General features: G+C 47.5%; 20 protein-coding genes. 10 read left to right on the top strand and 10 right to left on the bottom strand.

The genetic code is table 11. The features are described from left to right. Positions 1–91 precede the first annotated feature (91 nt). Complete coding sequence (locus ACTJJS_RS14250) at positions 92–361, top strand: HU family DNA-binding protein (protein WP_012788562.1); 270 nt, start codon at positions 92–94, stop codon at positions 359–361. A 153-nt stretch (positions 362–514) separates the two neighbouring features. Further along, the gene (locus ACTJJS_RS14255; protein WP_168871013.1) at positions 515–640 is read left to right on the top strand and encodes a 30S ribosomal protein THX; all 126 of its coding nucleotides are present in this window, start codon (positions 515–517) and stop codon (positions 638–640) included. Between the two features lie 102 nt (positions 641–742). On the opposite strand, the gene pdxH is transcribed toward ACTJJS_RS14255, so the two are convergent. Next, on the bottom strand, positions 743–1,390 hold the full coding sequence (pdxH, locus tag ACTJJS_RS14260; protein WP_440664193.1) for a pyridoxamine 5'-phosphate oxidase: 648 nt from the start codon (positions 1,388–1,390) through the stop codon (positions 743–745). 87 nt (positions 1,391–1,477) lie between these two features. Between pdxH and ACTJJS_RS14265 the strand changes: the two genes are divergently transcribed. After that, complete coding sequence (locus ACTJJS_RS14265; RefSeq protein ID WP_440664195.1) at positions 1,478–2,587, top strand: DUF3298 domain-containing protein; 1,110 nt, start codon at positions 1,478–1,480, stop codon at positions 2,585–2,587. Between the two features lie 82 nt (positions 2,588–2,669). Here the strand turns inward: ACTJJS_RS14265 and pyrH are convergent, their stop codons facing one another. The 6 genes from pyrH to ACTJJS_RS14295 all read right to left on the bottom strand — a co-directional run bounded on the left by pyrH (position 2,670) and on the right by ACTJJS_RS14295 (position 7,515). Further along, positions 2,670–3,383 (bottom strand): UMP kinase, encoded by a 714-nt coding sequence (gene pyrH, locus ACTJJS_RS14270; RefSeq protein ID WP_168808203.1) that lies wholly within the window; start codon positions 3,381–3,383, stop codon positions 2,670–2,672. 201 nt (positions 3,384–3,584) lie between these two features. Beyond that, complete coding sequence (gene tsf / locus ACTJJS_RS14275) at positions 3,585–4,409, bottom strand: translation elongation factor Ts (protein WP_168871010.1); 825 nt, start codon at positions 4,407–4,409, stop codon at positions 3,585–3,587. A gap of 133 nt (positions 4,410–4,542) precedes the next feature. Continuing rightward, positions 4,543–5,526, bottom strand: a complete 984-nt coding sequence (gene rpsB, locus ACTJJS_RS14280) for a 30S ribosomal protein S2 (protein ID WP_168871009.1) — start codon at positions 5,524–5,526, stop codon at positions 4,543–4,545. Between the two features lie 62 nt (positions 5,527–5,588). Continuing rightward, positions 5,589–5,978, bottom strand: coding sequence for a 30S ribosomal protein S9 (rpsI, locus tag ACTJJS_RS14285; RefSeq protein WP_168871008.1), 390 nt, complete (start codon positions 5,976–5,978; stop codon positions 5,589–5,591). Positions 5,979–5,992: 14 nt separating this feature from the next. Beyond that, positions 5,993–6,436, bottom strand: a complete 444-nt coding sequence (rplM, locus tag ACTJJS_RS14290) for a 50S ribosomal protein L13 (protein WP_168871007.1) — start codon at positions 6,434–6,436, stop codon at positions 5,993–5,995. Positions 6,437–6,825: 389 nt separating this feature from the next. After that, positions 6,826–7,515, bottom strand: coding sequence for a zinc metallopeptidase (locus ACTJJS_RS14295; protein ID WP_440664196.1), 690 nt, complete (start codon positions 7,513–7,515; stop codon positions 6,826–6,828). Between the two features lie 558 nt (positions 7,516–8,073). Between ACTJJS_RS14295 and radA the strand changes: the two genes are divergently transcribed. The 6 genes from radA to ACTJJS_RS14325 all read left to right on the top strand — a co-directional run bounded on the left by radA (position 8,074) and on the right by ACTJJS_RS14325 (position 14,249). Then, entirely contained in the window at positions 8,074–9,450 is a 1,377-nt protein-coding gene (radA, locus tag ACTJJS_RS14300; RefSeq protein ID WP_440664197.1) for a DNA repair protein RadA, read from the top strand. Between the two features lie 18 nt (positions 9,451–9,468). Next, a complete protein-coding gene (locus tag ACTJJS_RS14305) occupies positions 9,469–10,158 on the top strand; it encodes a ComF family protein (RefSeq protein ID WP_440664198.1) in 690 nt (229 codons plus the stop codon). Between the two features lie 106 nt (positions 10,159–10,264). Next, the gene (locus ACTJJS_RS14310; protein ID WP_440664199.1) at positions 10,265–10,786 is read left to right on the top strand and encodes a glutathione peroxidase; all 522 of its coding nucleotides are present in this window, start codon (positions 10,265–10,267) and stop codon (positions 10,784–10,786) included. 105 nt (positions 10,787–10,891) lie between these two features. Then, positions 10,892–11,437 (top strand): hypothetical protein, encoded by a 546-nt coding sequence (locus ACTJJS_RS14315; protein WP_440664200.1) that lies wholly within the window; start codon positions 10,892–10,894, stop codon positions 11,435–11,437. Between the two features lie 34 nt (positions 11,438–11,471). Then, the gene (locus tag ACTJJS_RS14320) at positions 11,472–12,611 is read left to right on the top strand and encodes a DNA polymerase III subunit (protein WP_440664201.1); all 1,140 of its coding nucleotides are present in this window, start codon (positions 11,472–11,474) and stop codon (positions 12,609–12,611) included. A gap of 147 nt (positions 12,612–12,758) precedes the next feature. After that, positions 12,759–14,249 carry a PSP1 domain-containing protein gene (locus ACTJJS_RS14325; RefSeq protein ID WP_440664202.1) on the top strand — a complete coding sequence of 497 codons (1,491 nt, stop codon included), beginning with the start codon at positions 12,759–12,761 and terminating at the stop codon, positions 14,247–14,249. Positions 14,250–14,435: 186 nt separating this feature from the next. Here the strand turns inward: ACTJJS_RS14325 and ACTJJS_RS14330 are convergent, their stop codons facing one another. Beyond that, the gene (locus ACTJJS_RS14330; RefSeq protein ID WP_440664203.1) at positions 14,436–15,488 is read right to left on the bottom strand and encodes a nucleoid-associated protein; all 1,053 of its coding nucleotides are present in this window, start codon (positions 15,486–15,488) and stop codon (positions 14,436–14,438) included. 138 nt (positions 15,489–15,626) lie between these two features. Between ACTJJS_RS14330 and ACTJJS_RS14335 the strand changes: the two genes are divergently transcribed. Then, a complete protein-coding gene (locus tag ACTJJS_RS14335) occupies positions 15,627–16,520 on the top strand; it encodes an SMP-30/gluconolactonase/LRE family protein (protein ID WP_440664204.1) in 894 nt (297 codons plus the stop codon). Positions 16,521–16,647: 127 nt separating this feature from the next. Here the strand turns inward: ACTJJS_RS14335 and ACTJJS_RS14340 are convergent, their stop codons facing one another. Next, positions 16,648–19,668: a glycoside hydrolase domain-containing protein gene (locus ACTJJS_RS14340; protein ID WP_440664205.1), complete on the bottom strand. Its 3,021-nt coding sequence runs from the start codon at positions 19,666–19,668 to the stop codon at positions 16,648–16,650. A gap of 124 nt (positions 19,669–19,792) precedes the next feature. Further along, positions 19,793–21,277, bottom strand: a complete 1,485-nt coding sequence (locus tag ACTJJS_RS14345; RefSeq protein ID WP_440664206.1) for a RagB/SusD family nutrient uptake outer membrane protein — start codon at positions 21,275–21,277, stop codon at positions 19,793–19,795. Positions 21,278–21,294 lie beyond the last annotated feature (17 nt).

Genomic DNA, 21,294 nt, shown 5'->3' on the forward strand with positions numbered 1-21,294 from the left:
ATAAAAAAATTGTAAAAAATTTGGTAATCTGATAAAACGCGCTATATTTGCTCACATCAAACATTTTTTCACTAGTTAAATCTTACTAACTATGAACAAAGCCGAATTAATCGACAAACTTGCTAAAGACGCAGGAATCACTAAAACCCAAGCTAACGAAGCGCTGGACTCTTTCACTAAAGCTGTTGCTGATACCCTGAAAAAAGGTGGTAAAGTAACACTGGTAGGTTTCGGTACTTTCTCTGTTTCTAAACGTGCTGCACGTAACGGTAGAAACCCACAGACTGGCCAGATCATCAAGATCAAAGCTAAGAAAGTTGCTAAGTTCAAAGCTGGTAAAGCTTTATCCGACAAGCTCTAATCAGTTAGCACAACTTATTCAAGCAAGGAACAATCATGTTTCTTGCTTTTTTTTTATATAGAAGTCCTGCTGTATGCTATTTCCGCGATTTAGCGTATTTTGCAGCCTGATAACATCCTTTTTAATAAAACAACAAACTTCAAATTATTCGTTATGGGTAGAGGAGATGTAAAAACCAAAAGAGGTAAAATCTTCAGCAAATCTTTCGGTAAATCCAGACCAGCAAGAACCAGGAAAGCCGCTGCTGCAGCTGCTCCTAAAGCTGAGAAAAAAGCATAAATATTTACGGATTTTTTGATTTAGGGATTTCCTGATTTCGTGTATGAACGACAGGAATCCCCCAAATCAAAAAATCCGTAAATCAGAAAATCACTGACAGGCTCAGGGTGCCAGCCTTTCTATCTTCCAGCTGCCACCAGTGGTCTGTGTATACAGAATACGATCGTGCAGGCGGCTGCTTCTCCCCTGCCAGAACTCCACGGCTACCGGTTTTACCACATAACCGCCCCAGTATTCAGGCCGTTGAGGCGTTTCTTTTTCATATTTTGCGGCGGTTTCATCTACTTTTTCTTCCAGGAAACGGCGGTCAGGAATAACCTGGCTCTGTGGCGATGCAATAGCGCCAATCCGGCTGCCCAGCGGACGGCTGTTGTAATATTCATTACTTACCTGCTCTCCTGCCTTGGATACGATCCCTTCTATTCTTACCTGGCGTTCCAGTTCGCGCCAGAAGAACAGCAGCGTCACATACGGATTCTGCGCCAGCTCATGCCCCTTACGGCTTTCGTAGTTGGTAAAGAACATAAATCCCTCGTCATCGAAATTTTTCAGCAGCACGATCCTGGCGGAAGGGCGCCCATCCGGTGTGCTAGTGGCCAGTGTCATGGCATTGGGCTCGTCAACCTCGCTGGAAGTGGCGTCATTCCACCATTTGCCGAACTGTTGCAAAGGAGACGGGGCCACATCCTGTTCATCGAGGGAAGCCAGTTTATAATCTTTCCGAAGGTCTGCTACTTTCTGGTTTAACATGATCGTAAATATTTAATTGGTTCAAACCTGTCAACAAAGGTATGGAAGGATAATAGTAATTTTGGGCGACCTGATATAAATCATAGTATGAAAAGAGCGCTCCTATTACTATTACTGGCCGGCGGCCTGTTGCCTGCCTGCCACAACGGTAACCAAGAAAAGGCCCAACACGATACAGCCAGCGCGGTAGTTCCCCTGTTGAGCACACCTTATTATTACACGCAGTTAAAGGGCGCAGTGGGTGGCCGCCAGATCACCATGGAGTTGTTGAAAACCGCTCCCAACCTGTTTCGTGGCTATTACTATTACGACAGTACCGGTCTGCCTATCAGCATCTGGGGCAGCCAGGACGCTGACCAGGTAAAGATTTATGAAGATAACGGGAGCAGGGAAGAAGAACGTTTTTTTGGTGGCTCCCTGGGCGACGATGGTACGTTTAAAGGCGTATGGCATGGAGACAGCACCTCCTATCATTTTGAGCTGCATACCGACCTCCGGAAGGCCCAGCGGCTACAGGTATACTACGATGCCGATTCTGTGAAGTTACTGCCTTCATTCCCCAATTCACCGCTGGGCATCGCGTCTAATAGCATCCTATGGCCAGACTCAGCCACGGATTCCACATTGGCCGCATTTCTCCGGAAAGCGATCACCGGTGATATTAAGATCAATGATCCACAGCAGTTTGTAAAAAGGGCCATTGACTCTTTTGTGACCAGTTATCGTATAGCCGCCAAAGATGCTGATAGCAGCGATATCGCCGATGGCGAGTCAGCCTCCTGGAACTGGACTACCGAAAGCGATATGAAGGTGGTATACAATTCCTGGCCTTTGCTGGTGATAGAGAAATATGCCTATGATTTTACCGGCGGCGCCCATGGTAATTCCGGCGCTTTTTACCAGACGCTTGATCTGGCCAAAAGGAAAGTGGTCACGCCGGACGAGTATTTTAAGCCTGGTTATAAAGAAGTGTTGTCTCCATTGCTGGACAAGGCTTTCCGTAAGAAATTCCATATCGATGAGGACGAGTCGCTTGATCAGAACCTGTTGGTGAAGACGATTGTGCCCAACAACAATTTTATTGTAACAGGCAAGGGCGTGGCATTCAGTTATGTGCCTTACGAAATAGGGCCTTATGCATTGGGGCAGGTGACGCTGTTTATTCCGTTTACGGAGCTGAAAAGCATCTTAAAATAATTACGAATTACGAATTACGAAAAAGAGCGAAGATCAACTGGTGGTCTTCGCTCTTTTTCGTAATTCATAATTCGTAATTATTTTAGTCCTTTACCAGGGTACCAACGTTTTTGCCCATGATCACGTTCAGGAGGTTTCCTGGTTTGTTCATGTCGAATACGATGATTGGCAGTTTATTTTCCTGACAGAGGGTAAAGGCCGTCATATCCATGACGTTAAGGGATTTCTGATATACTTCAGAGAAGGTGATGGTTTCGAACCGGGTGGCGGTAGCATCTTTTTCCGGGTCGGCGGTGTAGATACCGTCAACGCGGGTCCCTTTGAGGATGACGTCCGCCTGGATTTCGATAGCACGGAGGGAAGCTGCGGTATCGGTTGTAAAGTACGGGTTACCGGTGCCTGCTCCGAATATAACCACGCGACCTTTTTCCACGTGGCGGATAGCGCGGCGGCGGATATAAGGTTCTGCGATCTGTTCCATTTTAATAGCTGACTGGAGGCGGGTATAGAGCCCTATTTTTTCCAGTCCGCTTTGCAGGGCCATACCATTGATCACGGTGGCCAGCATGCCCATATAGTCTCCCTGGGCCCTTTCGATGCCGGTTTCGGCTTCATTCATTCCACGGTAGATATTACCGCCGCCGATCACGATGGCTACCTGTACGCCGAGGTCGGTAACTGCTTTGATATCGTAGGCATACTGGGTAATTACCTTATGATCAATACCATAATTTGCATCCCCCATAAGGGCCTCACCGCTCAATTTGAGCAAAATACGCTTATACTTTGGCAACATGACGCTATAAAATATTGTAAGATTGTGATTTGCTAATGTAATTACGGTATCCTAAGATACAATTTAAAAGCAAAAACCTGCTAGTGAAAGCAAAATGCCGGGTGATTTTGTTGTAAGCAGGAGATTGCGGGCGCCTGATTTTGCAGTGCGCAAAAAAAAGGAGAGAACCAAAATTCTCTCCTTTTTTTCAATATGATTGTATTAACCTAAAGCGATTCGTTTAAAGCCGAATACTTTCAGATCAGCGTCTACAGACTTCAGGTAATCTGCTACGGATTTGTTGTTGTCCTTCACGAAGGCCTGTTGCAGCAGGGTGCTTTCCTTGAAGAATTTGTTCACTTTACCGGCAGCGATTTTTTCAGCCATTTCAGCAGGTTTGCCTTCAGCTTTCACCTGTTCAACAGCGATTTCTTTTTCACGGGCGATAACATCAGCAGGAACGCTGTCTGCGTCAACTGCGATTGGGTTCATCGCAGCGATCTGCATAGCCACGTCTTTACCTGTTTCTTCAGATACAGGTTTAGAGAAGGCAACGAGAACGCCCATACGGTAGTTACCGTGGATGTAGGCAGTTACACCGCCAGCTTCTACGAATTCGAATTTATTCAGGGTGATTTTTTCACCGATTTTAGCAACCTGGTCGTTTACTTTATCAGCAACGGTGGCACCGTCCAGCTCAGCAGCATTCAGGTCTTCGATGGTTTTGATACCTTTAGACAGGGCCAGTTCAACGATAGACTGTGCAAATTTCACGAAGTCTTCGTTTTTCGCTACGAAGTCAGTTTCGCAACCCAGGCCTACGATAACGCCGGATTTACCATCAGCAGCAACTTTAGCGATGATAACACCTTCTTTAGTTTCGCGGTCGGAACGCAGTGCAGCTACTTTCTGACCTTTTTTGCGCAGATAGTCTACTGCTTTTTCAAAGTCGCCATCACTTTCCACGAGTGCTTTTCTGCAATCCATCATACCCGCACCAGTTTGCTGACGCAGTTTGTTTACATCAGCCGCTGTAATTGTTGCCATGAGCTATATTGATTTATGAATATTAATAATTGATTAATTCTTGTTGGGTTATCGGGTTATTTAAAATGCAGCGAAGTAATCTTCGCTGCATTTAAATAACCTAATATTTCAATATCAAAATCAGAGAATGATATTATTTACCGGCTGGTTTTCTTGGACCGCCGCCGCCAGCGTTGGAGGGACGACGTTGTCCGCCACCCTGGCCACCGCCACGGTTACCACCGCCGCGATTAGCGCCGCCGCCCTGGCCACCGCGGTTGCCACCCTGGCCACCGCCACGGTTACCACCAGCGCCCGGACCACGACCACCGCCCTGGCCTTGTGGTTTACGACCTCTTTCGCGGTCTTCGCCACCTTCCACGTCAAATCTGCGGGCTTTGTCGTCTGCTTCTTCTTCCTCTTCTACTTCTTCAGATTTTTCAGTAGCTCTTTCAGACAGGCCTTCTGCGATAGCAGCGCAGATGTAGCTGGTGATGATAGCGATAGATTTAGTAGCATCGTCGTTCGCAGGGATAGCGAAGTCAACTTTGCTGGGATCGGAGTTGGTATCTACCATACCGAAGGTAACAATGCCCAGGCGTTTTGCTTCCGCCAGTGCAATATGTTCGTGGCTGATATCCACCATGAACAGAGCGGCTGGAACACGTGCCAGTTGGGCAATACCACCCAGCACTTTTTCCATTTTCTCTTTATCACGGCTTAAAGTCAGACGTTCTTTTTTGGTGATGTTGTCGAAAGTTCCGTCCTGCAGCATTTTTTCAATGCTCTGCATTTTCTTCACGCTCTTACGGATAGTAGAGAAGTTGGTGAGCATACCACCTAACCACCTTTCAGTAACGTAAGGCATGTTGATGTTACGCGCAGCATCTGCTACGATTTCTTTCGCTTGCTTTTTAGTAGCAACGAACATGATCTTTTTACCGCTTTTAGCGATGGATTTCAGGGCAGCTGCTGCTTCCTGTAAGCCTTCTACGGTTTTGTTCAGATCAATGATATGAATACCTTTCTTTTCTGCGAAAATATAAGGCAGCATTTTAGGATTCCATTTCTTCTTCAGGTGACCGAAGTGAACACCTGCCTCCAGTAACTGCTGCTGCAATGAGGTATTATTTTCCATGTTTATATTGCTCAATTAAAAGGATCAAATAATGTTTAGCGATAATGGCTAAGTACTCAAAATTAGCGTTTAGAGAACTGGAAGCTTCTTCTTGCTTTCGCTTTACCTGGTTTCTTACGTTCTACGCTTCTCGGGTCACGTTTCAGCAGACCGGCTGCTTTCAGTGCGGGACGGAACTCGATGTTCACTTCGCACAGTGCACGTGCAATACCCAGTTTAATCGCTTCTGCCTGTCCTTTGATACCACCACCCTGTGCATTGATCTTCACGTCAAATTTATCCAGCGCGTCGATAGTTTTGAAGGGTAATTCAACCTGGTTTTGCAGGTAGATCAGAGAAAAGTAGTTTTTATAATCCTTGTCGTTTACGGTAATGGCACCGGTACCCTTTGCGATATACACGCGGGCAACAGCTTCTTTACGACGACCTATTGTATTTTTTTGCTTTTCCATGTATCAGAGAAAAATTAGAAAGTTAATGGTTTTGGTTTCTGCGCTGCATGAGGATGTTCTGCACCTGCGTATACAAACAGTTTTTTGTACATTTTACGACCGAGACGGTTTTTAGGCAACATACCTTTGATAGCCTTCTCAATCATAACCTCAGGACGGCGACGGATCAGGTCCTTTGCCAGTTCAACTCTCTGACCACCTGGGTAACCAGTGTAGTGCATGTATTCTTTTTCCGCCATTTTATTGCCGGTCAAAGCGATTTTTTCCGCATTGATCACGATGATAAAATCACCACAATCAGTATGAGGCGTATAGTAAGGCTTGTTCTTACCTCTCAGGATAGCTGCCATTTTCGCACAAACTCGTCCGAGAGTCAGGTTGGTAGCGTCTACTATATGCCACTCACGCTTTACGTAAGCGTCGTTAGCCGATTTAGTTTTAAAGCTTAATGTGTTCATTGTTGTATACGATAAAAATTACGTCTTGTAAACAATTCCCCCTGTAACGGGGAGTGCAAAGGTACATTCACTATTCTGAATAACCATACATTTTACGTGATTTTTTGTAAGACACCTTTGCAATTGATTGATCTTCAATAAAAAATTTGAATAAAAGTTATTAACACCTATTAAAAACGCCTGCTGCGGGGATATTACGGACGCTGCCGTATCAACAGCCCCCTCCCTTGCCATTTTGCCGGGTTACCGGACAGTAACCTGTTCTCTAAATATTTATGTAGATACATTGTTTATATATCAAATAATAAACATTCAACAGGAAGGCGACACATAAAAAAGAGCTTCCCTTCCGGAAAGCCCTTTTAATATTTTCAGCTATTAGAATAAAGTTATCGCCGGTCCCGGGCACCCATATATATTAAAATATACTGGAACAGGGTGGCCAGAGAGGCCAGTGCCGCCACCACGTAGGTCATAGCCGCCCACCAAAGGGCATTTTTAGCCTTATCATGCTCCTGCGGGCGCATTACCTGGCTACGGTCCAGCCATGCCAGCGCGCGGCGGGAAGCGTCAAATTCCACCGGCAGCGTAATCAGGGCAAACACAGTGGTAATACCGAATAACACAATCCCCGCCAGCAACAGCTGGGGAAACACATTAATCAGCAGGATACCGCCCAGCAGCACCCACTGTACCAGCGAAGCGCTGAACTGTACGGCCGGCACCAACCGGGAACGCAGGCCCAGCCAGGGATAAGCCGCCGCATGCTGCACCGCATGCCCGCACTCATGCGCCGCCACGGCCGCAGCAGCCACATTGGCCCCTGCATATACGTCGGGGCTCAGGTTGATTGTCTTATTCGCCGGATTATAGTGATCTGATAAAAAACCGTCCACAGACAGTACCTGAACATCATAGATGTTGTTGTCCCTCAGCATTTTCTCTGCAATCTGCCTGCCCGTGAAACCGGATGAGGTCGGCACCTCACTGTAGGCCCGGAATTTACTTTTTAATACATAACTGACAAGAAAGCTGATCCCCACAAAAATCAGCGAAACAAAGATGATTCCTGGTGTCATACTCATACTTTTGATGCTTCTGAACGCACAAATTTCTGTCCAGATGCCCCGTTTTAAGTTTTATTTAAGAGTTTTCCTGCCAACCCTGCCTTTTACCTTTCATACAGAAATTTAACACTGTCATTTTGTCTTTTTTGAAGAAAATCACCTGAAATTACGGCCGGTTTGGCAGAAGTCGCCGGCGATCTTATGACATTTTTTTCATATGCAAAAATCATCAACATCAATCCTATTTATCAACATTTTACGAGTTGCCAATGAAAGTAATATTGGACAATTTATGGCCTGAAACAGGCATTGGCAGCCACTTTCTTACATTACGAAAATCAATCAAAAGTTATTCACATCAATCAAATAAACTTTTTTATTCTGAAGCCATTTTGTAATTTAGACCTGAATTTAATGGGTTAGTAAGTAGAAAGAGTCAACGGAATCTTCCGTTTGGCTCTTTTCTCTTTTAAAGACATGATTACCCCCTTTTTTAACCCTTCCTGTTAACATTTCACCCCTGTTTTTTCTAAAACAACTTACTTTGTAACATCCTGTTTCAAAAAAATTATGAGTAAAATAAGAACCGCTTTTTTTTGCCAGCAATGTGGATACGAATCTGCAAAATGGAATGGTAAATGTCCCAGTTGCGGACAATGGAACACCTTCGTGGAGGAAAGAGTACAGAAAGATATTCCCGGCAAACAACACGACTGGAAAAATAACGATACCGGCAATGCCCGGCACCAGAAAATCATCAACCTGGCTGAAGTAGTCACTAACGAAGAGAAACGCCTGCTGACACCAGACAATGAACTGAATCGTGTACTCGGAGGCGGTATAGTGGCCGGCTCACTGGTACTGGTAGGCGGTGAGCCTGGTATCGGAAAATCCACGCTCTTCCTGCAAAATGCACTACAGCTGAAACAAATAAAAACACTTTATATCAGCGGAGAAGAAAGCGAGCAACAAATAAAAATGCGGGCCGACCGCATCAAAAGCACCAATGATCAGTTCTATCTTCTTACGGAAACATCTACACAAACTATCTTCTCTGAAATAAAAAAACTGCAGCCGCAACTTGTGATCGTGGATTCCATCCAGACACTACACACTCCCCTGATTGAATCAGCACCCGGCAGCGTTTCACAGATCAGGGAAACAACTGCGGAATTGCAACGCTTCGCCAAGGAAAGCAACACACCGGTTTTCCTGATCGGACATATTACCAAAGACGGCTCCATCGCCGGACCGAAAGTGCTGGAACATATGGTGGACACCGTACTTCAGTTTGAAGGCGACCAACACTATGCCTACCGCATACTGCGTACCATTAAAAACAGGTTTGGCTCCACTGCTGAACTGGGTATTTATGAGATGACCGGCACTGGTCTCCGGCAAGTGACCAACCCTTCAGAGATACTGATCTCCCAACGCGACGACCTGTTGAGCGGTGTGGCCATCAGCGCCACCATGGAAGGTCTCCGGCCACTGTTGGTAGAAGTGCAGGCGCTTGTTACCCAGTCGGTATACGGCACACCACAACGTACCGCCACCGGCTTCGACCTGCGCAGGTTACAACTGTTGCTGGCAGTATTGGAAAAACGCGGCGGCTTCCACTTCGGCGTAAAAGATGTTTTCCTCAATATCGCCGGCGGTATCCGCGTGGAAGACCCGGCCATCGATCTGGCAGTGCTCTGCGCATTGCTTTCTTCTTATGAAGACAATGCTATTGCCAATAAGATATGTTTCGCCGGAGAAGTAGGCCTGAGCGGTGAAATCAGGGCTGTCAACCGTATTGAACAACGTATTGCGGAAGCGGAAAAACTTGGTTTTCATAAAATATTCATCTCCCGTTATAACAAAAAAGGAATCGATCTCACTAAATTCAATATAGAAGTAGTGCCGGTAGGAAGAGTGGAAGAAGTATATCAACAATTATTCTGACACCTTTATATAAGGCTCATGTTTACCCGTTTGTTATCCCCATTGGTACACTTGTTTTATCCGCATTGCTGTGAAATTTGCGGACAGGAACTGGCTTCAGCAAATGACCTGTTGTGCCTGCACTGCCAGGACTGCCTGCCGTTAACAGGTTTTCACCATCATGCAGACAATCCTGTGGCGAATATTTTCCGTGGGCGCATGCCCGTCACCCATGCGACCGCTGTCTATTATTATAGTCAGGCTTCAGGGTTGCAGCGGCTTGTGCACCAGTTTAAATATCATCAGCGAAAAGATATTGCGGACTGGCTGGGAAAACAAGCCGGTCATGTGTTACAGACCGGTGGATGGGGCGCTGCTGCAGACTGCCTGGTGCCAATGCCATTGTATCACCGCAAGGAGAAGGAACGGGGCTACAACCAGGCAGCGCTGCTGGCGATGGCCATCGGCGCAGTGATGGACAAGCCCGTGCTTTCGCAGGCACTGCAACGGGTGCAGTACACAGATACCCAAACGCGGAAGAGCCGTATCAGTCGCTGGGAAAACGTAAAGACCGTATTTAAAGCAAACCCAGCGTTACTAACGGGAAAGCATGTACTCCTGATAGACGACGTGATCACCACCGGCGCCACCACAGAGGCTGCCGGACAGGCGTTGCTGGAAGCCGGCGCCACAGTGGGTGTTTGTTGTCTCGCCTGGGCCTCCGGCTAACAAAAAGTTAATTCTTTTTCTTCCCGGGGATGTGTATCTTTACACCGTAAAGTCCGCTGCAGGCTGACTAATTAACCACCGATCAATCCCTCTAAAAAATATTTTTATGTTGAGACTGGCCATACTTTCGGTCCTTCTGCTATTTGCAGGTCCGCGCATCTATGACTTCAAGGTAGATGCAGTAGACGGGGGTAAAATTGAATTCTCCCGTTTCAAGGGTAAAAAAATAATGATTGTCAACACTGCTTCTCTCTGTGGTAATACGCCACAATATGCAGGTTTGGAGAAAATATATCAGAAGTACCAGGACAAACTCGTAATCGTAGGTTTCCCGGCGAATAACTTCGGCTCACAGGAGCCTGGCACCAATGCAGAAATCAAAAGCTTCTGCACCAAACAGTATGCTGTTACCTTTCCCATGGCCGCCAAAATATCAGTAAAGGGAGATGATATCCACCCACTGTATAAATGGCTGCTGGAAGAAAGTAAAGCCAAACACCTGGAGCCGGCAGACGTTAAGTGGAACTTCCAGAAATATTTGCTGGATGAAAAAGGGAATCTCATTGCTGTGTTTTCACCCAAAACACAACCGGATGCGCCAGAGGTGATTGCTGCCATTGAAAAGTAGCATTGCTTCACACCTTTTGCCAACTTAGTGTAATAAAATGCCGCACGCCTGCGTATATACGTTAGCGTGCCTGAGAACATTACAACAAGTGGATATTTAATACAGATGAAATACCATTCCGAACACCGTAGTAAAACCGTGATCCCGGTTTTAACGGCTATCCTGTTATGCATGGCAGCCTGCCAGCACAGCATCGATACGCCCATTTTATCATGCCCCGAAATGACGATGACTGGTACCGTTCAGAACACCACTCGTACCCTGAACCTCTCCACCAGCACATTGTTCAGGCAGCAGCTGGACAGTGGCGGCGTTAAATTTCTGAGCATGGAGGCTGTCTCAGACAGTTTTAAATTCGTGCTTAACCTGATGGACGGTCCTTATTCAGATCCTGCCATCAGCAACGACAGCCTCAAACTGAAAACATATGTATACTCCAAAGCCCGCAGATTGCAGGGAGGACTGGTAGTGGCGGCAATGAACAATGTTGGAGACTACACGTATCTGAACACCGATACTTCTGCCATCACCCTTACTTTTATTAATACCAAACTAAAAAAAGTAAGCGGCACCTACTATTTCGAGGCGGAAGGCCGCAAGATTACCGGCTCCGGCACGTTCCGGAATGCTTGTTATGTGACGTTACCCTAAGTGAGGATTAGCCCCTTTTCAGTATCTTGCGCCCATGCTTTTTTCTGAGATCATAGGACAAGCAGCAGCACAACAGCAGCTGATACAATCGATACAACAGAACCGCCTCAGTCACGCGATGATACTACTGGCTCCCGAAGGGGCCGGCGGGTTGCCCCTGGGACTGGCTTTCACCCAATACCTGGTATGTGAGAACAAGCAGGCACATGACGCCTGTGGCCAGTGCCCGTCCTGTCTGAAAGCGGCGCAGCATATCCATCCTGATATTCACTACTCCTATCCGGTGATACCCCGAAAACCCGGTGACAAGCCGGTGAGCACGGATTATATTTCCGAATGGCGGGAGTTTGTGACCACCAATCCGTATGGCAATGCATATGACTGGCTGCAGTTTATCGGCGCGGAAAACAAGCAGGGCAATATCACTGCCAATGAGTGCTCGGACATTATCCGTAAACTGAACCTGAAAAGCTTTGAAAGCGGTTATAAAATCCTGCTGATGTGGATGCCGGAATATCTGGGCAACGAAGGTAACCGGCTGCTGAAGCTGATAGAGGAACCTCCGGCCAATACCCTGTTTGTCCTGATTGCAGAAAACCAGGAACAGATCCTGGCCACGATCCTGTCACGCACCCATCTGATAAAAATAAATCCGCTCTCCCGGGAAAACATGGAAAAAGCCCTGACCGAGCGGGCCAAAGTACCGGCTGCCAAGGCCCGGCAGATTGCCACCATTGCGGCAGGCAACTACCGGGAGGCTATCTTTCTGCTTCAGCACTCCGATGATGACTACCATGAACTGCTGCGTAACTGGCTCAATTACCTGTTCACCGGTAACCGGGTAGCCCTGCAGGAATGGATTGAAGGTATTTCAAGCGCCAAAACCGGCCGTGAAAACCAGAAGCAGTTTCTGCGGTATTTCATCAACCTGCTGGAACATACCCTCCGCCTTCAGTATATAGACAAGGCGCAGCTGGCTTTTTCAGACGAGGAAGTGGATTTTGCCACCAAACTGGCCAAACTGGCCAATCTGGAACAAACCAGGCAGATTGCTGATGTATTAGACAACGCGTATTATCATATTGAACGCAATGCTAATGCAAAAATGCTATTTCATGCATTGTCTATCAAGCTACAATATATATTTAAAAAGAAACCTTTACCTGTTCTGTAATAACCGGAAAGCCGCTCCCCTCTTGTCATGGCATTTCCTTACCTTTGTCATCTCCCGTCCTTTTTGTTTTTCTGAAGGGAAAAATGTATTTTAAAGGATTGGAGTAACCTGAAATGCTTATTTATAAAATTTAAACTATTTATTAATATGGCTTGTGCCGGATGTGGTACGGGTGTGGAAGGAAAGCCGTCAGGATGTAAGAGTAATGGAGGATGCAGTACGGGAGGTTGTAACCGACTGAATGTATTTGACTGGCTGTCCAATATTCCGCTTGGCGATAGCTTAGCACCATTCGATATTATAGAAGTTAGTTTCAACAACGGGAGCCGTAAGGACTTCTTCCGCAATGTTACCAGGCAGCACCTTGACAAGGGTGAGATGGTAACAGTAGAAGGTGTCAGTGGTTTCGATGTTGGCACAGTAAGCCTCACGGGCGAGCTGGTAAAACTTCAGATGAAGAAAAGACGTGCTGAAGACACCCCCGAGATCAAAAAAGTATTACGTCGTTCCAGCAATGACGACCTGCAAAGGATGGCCGATAACAAGGCCCGCGAAAAAGATGCCCTGATAAAATCCAGGGCCATCGCCCGTAACCTGGGCCTCGAAATGAAACTGGCAGAAGTAGAAATACAGGCCGATGGCCGTAAAGCCACTTTCTTCTACACCGCAGACGACCGTGTCGATTTCCGTGAGCTGATCAAGGTATATGCCTCTGAATTCCGCGCCAAGGTGGAAATGCGCCAGATCGGCGCCCGCCAGGAAGCCGGAAAAGTAGGTGGCATCGGTAGCTGCGGACGCGAGCTCTGCTGCTCAACCTGGTTGTCTGACTTTAAAAGTGTCAACACCACGGCTGCCCGGTATCAGAACCTGTCCATCAACCAGGCTAAACTGTCCGGACAATGCGGCCGCCTGAAATGCTGCCTCAACTACGAGCTGGACACCTATCTTGATGCGCTGAAAGAATTCCCCGACGATGCTGATACCATCGAAACCGCAGGCGGCGTTGCCAACCTGCAGAAACGGGACATCTTCAAAAGCCTCATGTGGTATTCCTATGAAGGCAGCAACAAACAGTACCCGCTCACCATCACCAGGGTAAAAGAAATCCGCCAGCTCAACCGGCAGGGCGTGAAACCTGAAGAACTGAAAGCGGTGGAAGTAGTGACGGCCAAACCTAAGGAAACCGACCTCGGTTTCGCTGACGTGGTAGGCCAGATCAGCCTCAAGTCGCTGGAAAAAACAGTCCAGAAACGTAAGCAGAAGGACAAAGACCGCCAGAAACAGCAGAAAGCCGGCGAACAACAGCCGAAGCAGGGCGGACAACCCAAAAACGAACCGAAACAGGAACAAAAGTCAGCCCAACAGCGGCATGAACGCCACGAACGCCATCATCCTGACCGTAACAGGAACAAACAGGAAACACGCGGCGGAGGAGGCAATCAGCAGCGCCAGGGACAAGGCCAGCAAGGCGGACAACCCAAACAAGGCCGTGAACAACAACCCCGGCAGGAACAGGGACAAAAGCCACCGCAAAACCAGGGAAACCAACAGGGACAAGGAGGCGGACAGCCTAAACAGGACCGTCGCCCCCCAAGGCATAAACCCAGGCCCAAACCGGATAACAATAACAAAGGATAAAAAAAAGACAACCGTAACGGTTGTCTTTTTTTTTGCTTAATTAAGTAGATATATAAAACTAAAAGGCCGCCCAGATGAGGCAGCCTTTGTTAACAATTGGTTTTTGCTTATGAGAAAAACTTAATAATATTTTGATCATTCTCTCCTCACCAATTCAACAACACGGCTACCTGTGGCCTACTTCGCCTACGACTCGTTTTCAAACATCAGCTTATAGTAGTGCAGGTTTGTGGCTTCATCGTATCCACGCTCAATCATTTCGCGGTTACCATGAATATACACATGGAAATTGCGGTCCAGTTTCAGTATGCTCTTAAAAACCTTTTGTTGTTTTTTTACTGCCGGGGCCGAAATATCAAATTCATCAGGGATCTCCTGTTGATACGTTTGCTGGTATTCGTTCCTGAATTCCTTAAATGATGCAATCGCGTCCGGATGGCCTAATACTTCCTGTGCAAAATCTTCCAGCTGGAACTGTTCTTTTTCCTTAAAATATGCAGCTGATTTATTTAATAAATCTACCTGATCTACACGATCCATCTCATATTCGGTTGGCAGCTTGTTGTGAATAAACTGTTTACACATATTCACAGCAGTCTCTGTCTGATGGTAGCTGTCTTCACGGCGCTGCACCTGTAAAAACGCGTCTTTCCAATAAACTGCTTCTGTTTGTTTGCCGGTACTGTCAACTACGCTGACTTTAAAACCGTTATCCTCTTCTGTATTAAATATCAGACAACCTTTGTCAAGTTTATTTATATTAATACCATCTTCATAGTCCACCTGATAATTCTCATCAGACAAAAACACTTTCAGATAGGTATCCCGGTTTTCCGATTTAAATATGCCTATGGCCGCAACTTCTTCACCATCCACCTGACATTTGCTAAAGTACGCTATATAAAGCTCTCCGCCTTTCACTTTGGGATGGGTGGAATGTTTATATAGATGTTTGGCTATATTAACAGACTGCTCTTGAAATTCATTCTCGTCAGTAAATATACGGCGACAATATTGAAATATTTCATTCAATTGTAAATCTGCCTCATGATAAAAGCGGAAAAATTCCGCTGAATTCGCAAACGGCTGTATAAAATAGGTACACAGCAGCTGGGCAATCGTCTCATCTTCCAGCTTCAATGGCGCCTTTGAAAAAAGAAGCGGCTCATCATTAGCGGAGTTGCCTACCTTATGAATCGTAAGCTGAGCAAGGTCTTTGAATTCCGAAACATGAATCATGGGCGCAAAATTAAGAAATAAGTTGACAGTCCCGCTCGCCGATAACCCCCACCCTTGTCCCTACCCTTTCCCGTATGCAGATCTCCGTTAAAAAATCGGTAATTCTTGAGTAACTTAACCCTTCAAATATTCTAGCTCATGAAAAGACATCTCTCTCTGATGGCGCTGATGGCCTGCCATGGCCTTTCCACGTTAGCCCAACATACTGACCGCCCGCTTTATCAGGCCCGGGACCTTACCGCCGAAAATATGTTCTCTGTAAACATTGAAGGCCCCAACTTCGATAAAGCCGGTAATTTCTATGTGGTCAACTTCCAGCGGGACGGCACTGTGGGCAAGATCAACACCCAAACAGGCGCAGGGGAAATATTCGTGAGCCTGCCCGACAGCAGTGTAGGCAATAGTGTCAACTTCAACAGCAAAGGAGATATGTTCCTCCCCGACTTCAAAGGACATAACGTGTTACGGGTAGACATGAAAACCCGCAAAATCAGCGCATACGTGCATTCCAGCCAGTTTAACCAGCCCAATGACCTCTGCATCAATAAAAAGGATCAGATCTTCGCTTCAGATCCTGCCTGGGCCTCCAGTGGCGGCCAGATCTGGCGCATAGACCCCAACCGCAAGGCCGTACTGCTGGAAACCGGCATGGGCACTACAAATGGCATTGAACTGAGCCCGGATGAAAAAACACTTTACGTCAACGAAAGTGTCCAACGCAAAGTCTGGAAATATGATGTGGACAAAAACGGCAACATCTCCAACAAAACACTCTTCACCTCTTTCCCTGACTTTGGCCTCGATGGCATGAAATGCGACAAAGCCGGTAACCTGCATATAGCCCGCTGGGGCAAAGGCGTGATTGCTGTCTTCTCTCCCAAAGGAGAACTTATCCGCGAAGTTCCCCTCAAAGGCAAAAACTGCAGCAACCTTATCTTCGGTGATAAAGACGGTAAAACAGTATATGTTACCCTGCAGGACCGTAAGTGCGTGGAAACCTTCCGTACAGATATTCCCGGGAAACGATACTAAACCATTTAGGGATTTTTTGATTTACGATTTCCTGATTTCGTAATCTGATAAAAAGCGAAGACCAAAGCAACTGTCCTAATAGTAGCTTTGGTCTTCGCTTTTATCGCAAAATCAAAAAACTAAATGCTTATCGGATAATAAGTATCCAGCCTTTGTTTTTAGCGACGGGTATCTGCGCGTCTTTGGCAAACGTACGGCCCTGCTGGAAATTACGTACGTCCGGCGCCGTGATCACCGCCTTTGCAGGATCTATGCCCAGTGCTTTCCAATCTATATTCAACTGTACCGTGGTATCTTCTTTGGCCCAGCTGGCAAGCGATATCAATACCGCACCGTCTTTCCTGTAGATGGTTGCCGGCACCAGCGGGTTATTGGTTTTAACCGGGTTATTGTCTACCCAGTAACCAATCATTTTAGTGCCCTGCATACCGAAATCATCCCACACTTTCCAGATAGGCCGCGGGTCTGCATTGTCAGACCATGGCATGCGGCTGGTCATGCCATATACCATGCCCCTCCACGGATTACCGCCGTCCTGCAGCATCTCACCCATAAGGCCGAAAGGAATGCCGCTCACTTCTGTGAGGAAGAAATCAGGACTGTTGTTTTCATAATCAAAATACTCCCCAAACCAAAGCCTGTTCAGGTAAGGGAAATGTTCCATATAGAGCATGCCACTGTTGATAAAACCATCTGATTTATTGTACTGATTGGCAGAATGCAGGTCTATAATACCCGGATGACCGTCCTGAGTGAGCACTCTTTTAATACGTTTCATTGTCACCCGGTCGAAGGCCACATCATCGAGGTAGATGCCGTCGATGCCCACGTTTTGCACCAGCCAGTTCATACCTTCCACATAGTAGTTGTGCCAGCGGTTCATGCCACTGTTGATAATAGCGGCGTCTTTAAACTCGGGAACAAACCACGCCGCGATATAGTCACTGTCGATGTGTTCCTGCAGCCAGGAGAAGCCGCCGCCTTTGCCGGGACTATACACCTCGTGGCCCAGGCTGCGCAGCGGGAAAGTTTCCCAGGCATGATTGGACAGCTCGCGTACGGTGTTATATATCTTAACTTTCAGTCCTTTCTGATGGGCCGCATCAATATAATCCTTCATCTTCTTCCATTCAATGAACGGATAGTTGATCCATGGATTGATATCATTGCCATGGTGGATGTTGACCACAGTAGCGCCGGTAGCTTTGATGCTGTCCAGGTTATTGTATTTATGATAGAAACGGGTGCTCCACTGGAAGTCTGTGTTTACAGGATGGAATGGCGTGATGATCAGGTGGAAATTAAAATACAACGTATCTCCCTTATGCAACGTACGTTCACCACTATACGCATTTACCAGGATAGCTTTCCCTTTTTCTCCGATCGTGATACCGCCTTTTTCTCCATTGCCCCATGAAACAGGTAACAGTAGCGGCTTCTGGAGATAAAAATTGGTATTCAGCGGCCGTACATAGTGTTCATCGCGAAGCGTAAACTGCAAGCCGGCATTAACATCGCCGAGCCAGGCGCCATCCTGGTTTTTATGTTGCACGTCCCACTTCCAGTCTATTTTTTCAGGGCGCAGGCCTCCTTTCTGATTGAGCCCCATCATGTATTTGGCCGCTCCTTTTTCGAAAGGCAGGTGAAGGGTGATATCTTTCAGGGCAACGTCTTCCAGGGCTGTCACTTTCACGGTATAGTCCATATAGCCGTCAAATTCAAGTGCTGCCAGCACGTCCATTTGCAGGCCGGTGGTGGTATTGGTGGCTTTCCAGCTGATTTTGCCGGCTTCACGGCCGGTAATCTGCCAGCCATTGTTTTTCCATTTCAGGTCTTTGCCATCTGTCGCCGCGATGAAGTGGAAGTGTACGGGTTCTGTAAAGATATTCTTCGCCTGGTTGGAGAGTGATGTCATTTCAGGGGTGAAGAAGGTCTGTATCTGTGCAGGGAAACCATCTTTATGGATACCTACCTTACGGCCCAGGAGGCTGATGACACTGTCTTTCATCTCCAGCGGCGTATAGGGCGCTATGACCTCATTATCCTGTGCCAGCGTGGAGTTGAGCCATTTCAGGCGAGTTTGTTTCCATGGTTCGTTAAACCCGCTGTTGACGGCCGTTTTACCGGTCACGGTGAGTGTCAGTCTCACCGGCATGGCAGGCATGCCTTCCGGGTGAATGGTGACGATGCCCTTATACACGCCCGGAGCGGCATCTGTTGGCACATCGATACCGCACCACATGGCCTGCACCGTACCTTCCGGCACATTGACAGCAGCGGTGAAAGGCTGCGCGTCGTAAGTGGTCCCATGAGTATTAATGCAGTGCAGCTGAGACGCCGGAATCGTTTTTCCGTCTGTCGTCTTAAGATCGTTGAAGTTGACCTGTACCTGCTTCAGCGCATGGAGGGCGTAGATGCCCAGCTGGAAAGCGTAGTACTCTCCTTTGTCGGCCTGACCGGCAAAGGACTGTGAAGGTCCTTGCTGTATCCAGCGTTGCGGCAGGTCGTGGGTCATGCGGACAGGAAAAGCACGGTCTTCGGGGAATACGAGGTAACCGGCGCCGGGGTGACGCAGCAGCAGCTGTTTCATTTCAGCAGTGGTAGCTATCACTTCCATCGGATAAAATGTGTTGAAGGTATCGATGGCTTCCAGCTCTTTTACCGTTGTATTGGGCCTGGGCGGTACAGCGATTGTTTTCGCCCAGCTGTTGCTGCCGGCGGGTTCCGCTGGCAGGTATACCCCTTTGGGGTAATTGGCCCTTCCTTCGTTTTTATAAGGGAGATAATAGATATAATAGGTCCCTTTGCCGGACACCGGATCAAAGACGATGTCCCCTTGTTCGCGGTTGATGGACACGGGAAAGACGTTACTGACCGGCTGTTTGGTCTGCGCGTCCTGTACAATGATACGCTTTAGTTCCGGGTGCTGGTCACGGCGGCGCCACGGAATAACTACGCGGGCCGGTCCGGCGGTACCGTTGAAAGTCACTACTGCCCGGTGGTTACCGAGAGAATCGGCATCCCAGTTATTGTTGCCGGCGGTGTACTTTATCTGCTGGGCGTTAACCGCGCCGAGGAAGGTAAAGGTAAAACCTGCCAGCATCAAGCCTTTCCGCACGAGGCGGTCATGGTGGTTAGATTGATACATCAATAATTATTTTACATTTTTCATATGGTCACTGCGGGGCTGAATTTACGCAGGATGGCGGTTATTTTCATGGATAATTACATAAATGGGAAAGCCCCGTGGTACGGGGCTTTCCGGCTATTGGTTATTGTATGGGATTTTGTATCAGGTTGGGGTCCAGCAGGATTTCCGATTCAGGGATAAAATGTACCACTCTGGCATCGGTGTATTTGATAGTTTGCGGATGTTCCGGCTGTACGCCCGGATAATCACGGAAAACATTCCTGTTGTTGCGGAAGAGATCGAACACGCGGTGTGTTTCGAAGGCCAGCTCCAGCCGGCGCTCGTCCAATACCACATCCAACGCAGAGGCATACCCCTGCATGTTGGCGGAGGAGAACAAGGCGTTGCCGCTCAGGCCGGCACGGGTGCGGATGATGTTCACATCAGCCAGTGCCGCATCGTTTTTACCCATTTTGGCATTGGCTTCCGCGCGCACCAGGTACATTTCCGCCAAACGCAGCACTACCGGGGAACTCAGGGTAGGCACATTGTCCTGGTTGGAGTATTTCAGGATGTACCATTTGGGAACGTTGTTACGGGCAGCCATTACCTTATTGCCATTGGCATCAACAGAATCCTGGCCAGACTGCGCTTTCAGATATACCGGCTGTACAAAGGCATGCCGTACGTCCTGCGGAAATCTATCCAACAGGGTGCGATAGGACTGGGAGGCATACATCTCACCATATCCCATACCACCGGGCGACATATAATACATGGAGCCGATGGAACTCCATGTTCGGTCGTCCTGTAAGGTATGGTGAATCGCGAAAATGGTTTCGTTATTGTTTTCGTTGCTTTTGGTAAAATAACGGGGCAGTTCAGCGGTGCTGAGCAGTGAATATTTACCGCCAGTGATCACGGAATCCGCATAGATGGCAGCAGAATCGTTACGTCCCATATAGAGGTATGTTCTTGCCAGCAATGCCATGGCAGCGCTTTTGGAGGCATAGCTGTTGCTGTTGTCATCGTTCATCAACGCCTTCGCGCGGGAGAGGTCAGCTACCAGTTGGGCATACACTTCTTTTACTGTATTACGTTTAGGCATTGCCGTTATATCGTATTTTGTAATAACAGGAACGCCTAAGTTAGTTTCCGGGCTTTGGCTGTATGGCCGGCCAAAAGAACGAACCAGCGCAAAGTGAACAAATGCGCGGATGAATAGGTTTTCACCGATCAGTTGATTTACTGCGGGTGACTTTCCCTCCGGCATTACCTCCAGCAGCCTGTTACAGCCGTTAACAGCTTTATATCCCATACGCCACAGCTGGCCGGTATTACCCTGGTTGGTAAGATGGCCATAAGTGTAAGAGTAAAACAGCGGGTCAGTGGTGGCGCCACTCAGCGCCACATCGTCGCTGGGGAACTCTCCCATCTGGAAATAGTTGCGGGTAAAGTTTTCCTCTTTGAGCAAGGCATAGTTGCCGGCGGTAGCGGCAGGCCATTTGGTTTCATCTTTCAGTACACCGTCGTCGGGTATAGCACTGTATGGTTCTTTATCGAGCGAACAGGAGGCGGTAAAAGCCACCAGTGAGAGCCCTGCAATATATTTGGTTATCTGCTTCATGATAATATCTTTTTTTG

Origin of the sequence: Chitinophaga sp. 22308 (assembly GCF_052045305.1) — a bacterium.
Lineage (GTDB): Bacteria > Bacteroidota > Bacteroidia > Chitinophagales > Chitinophagaceae > Chitinophaga > Chitinophaga varians_A.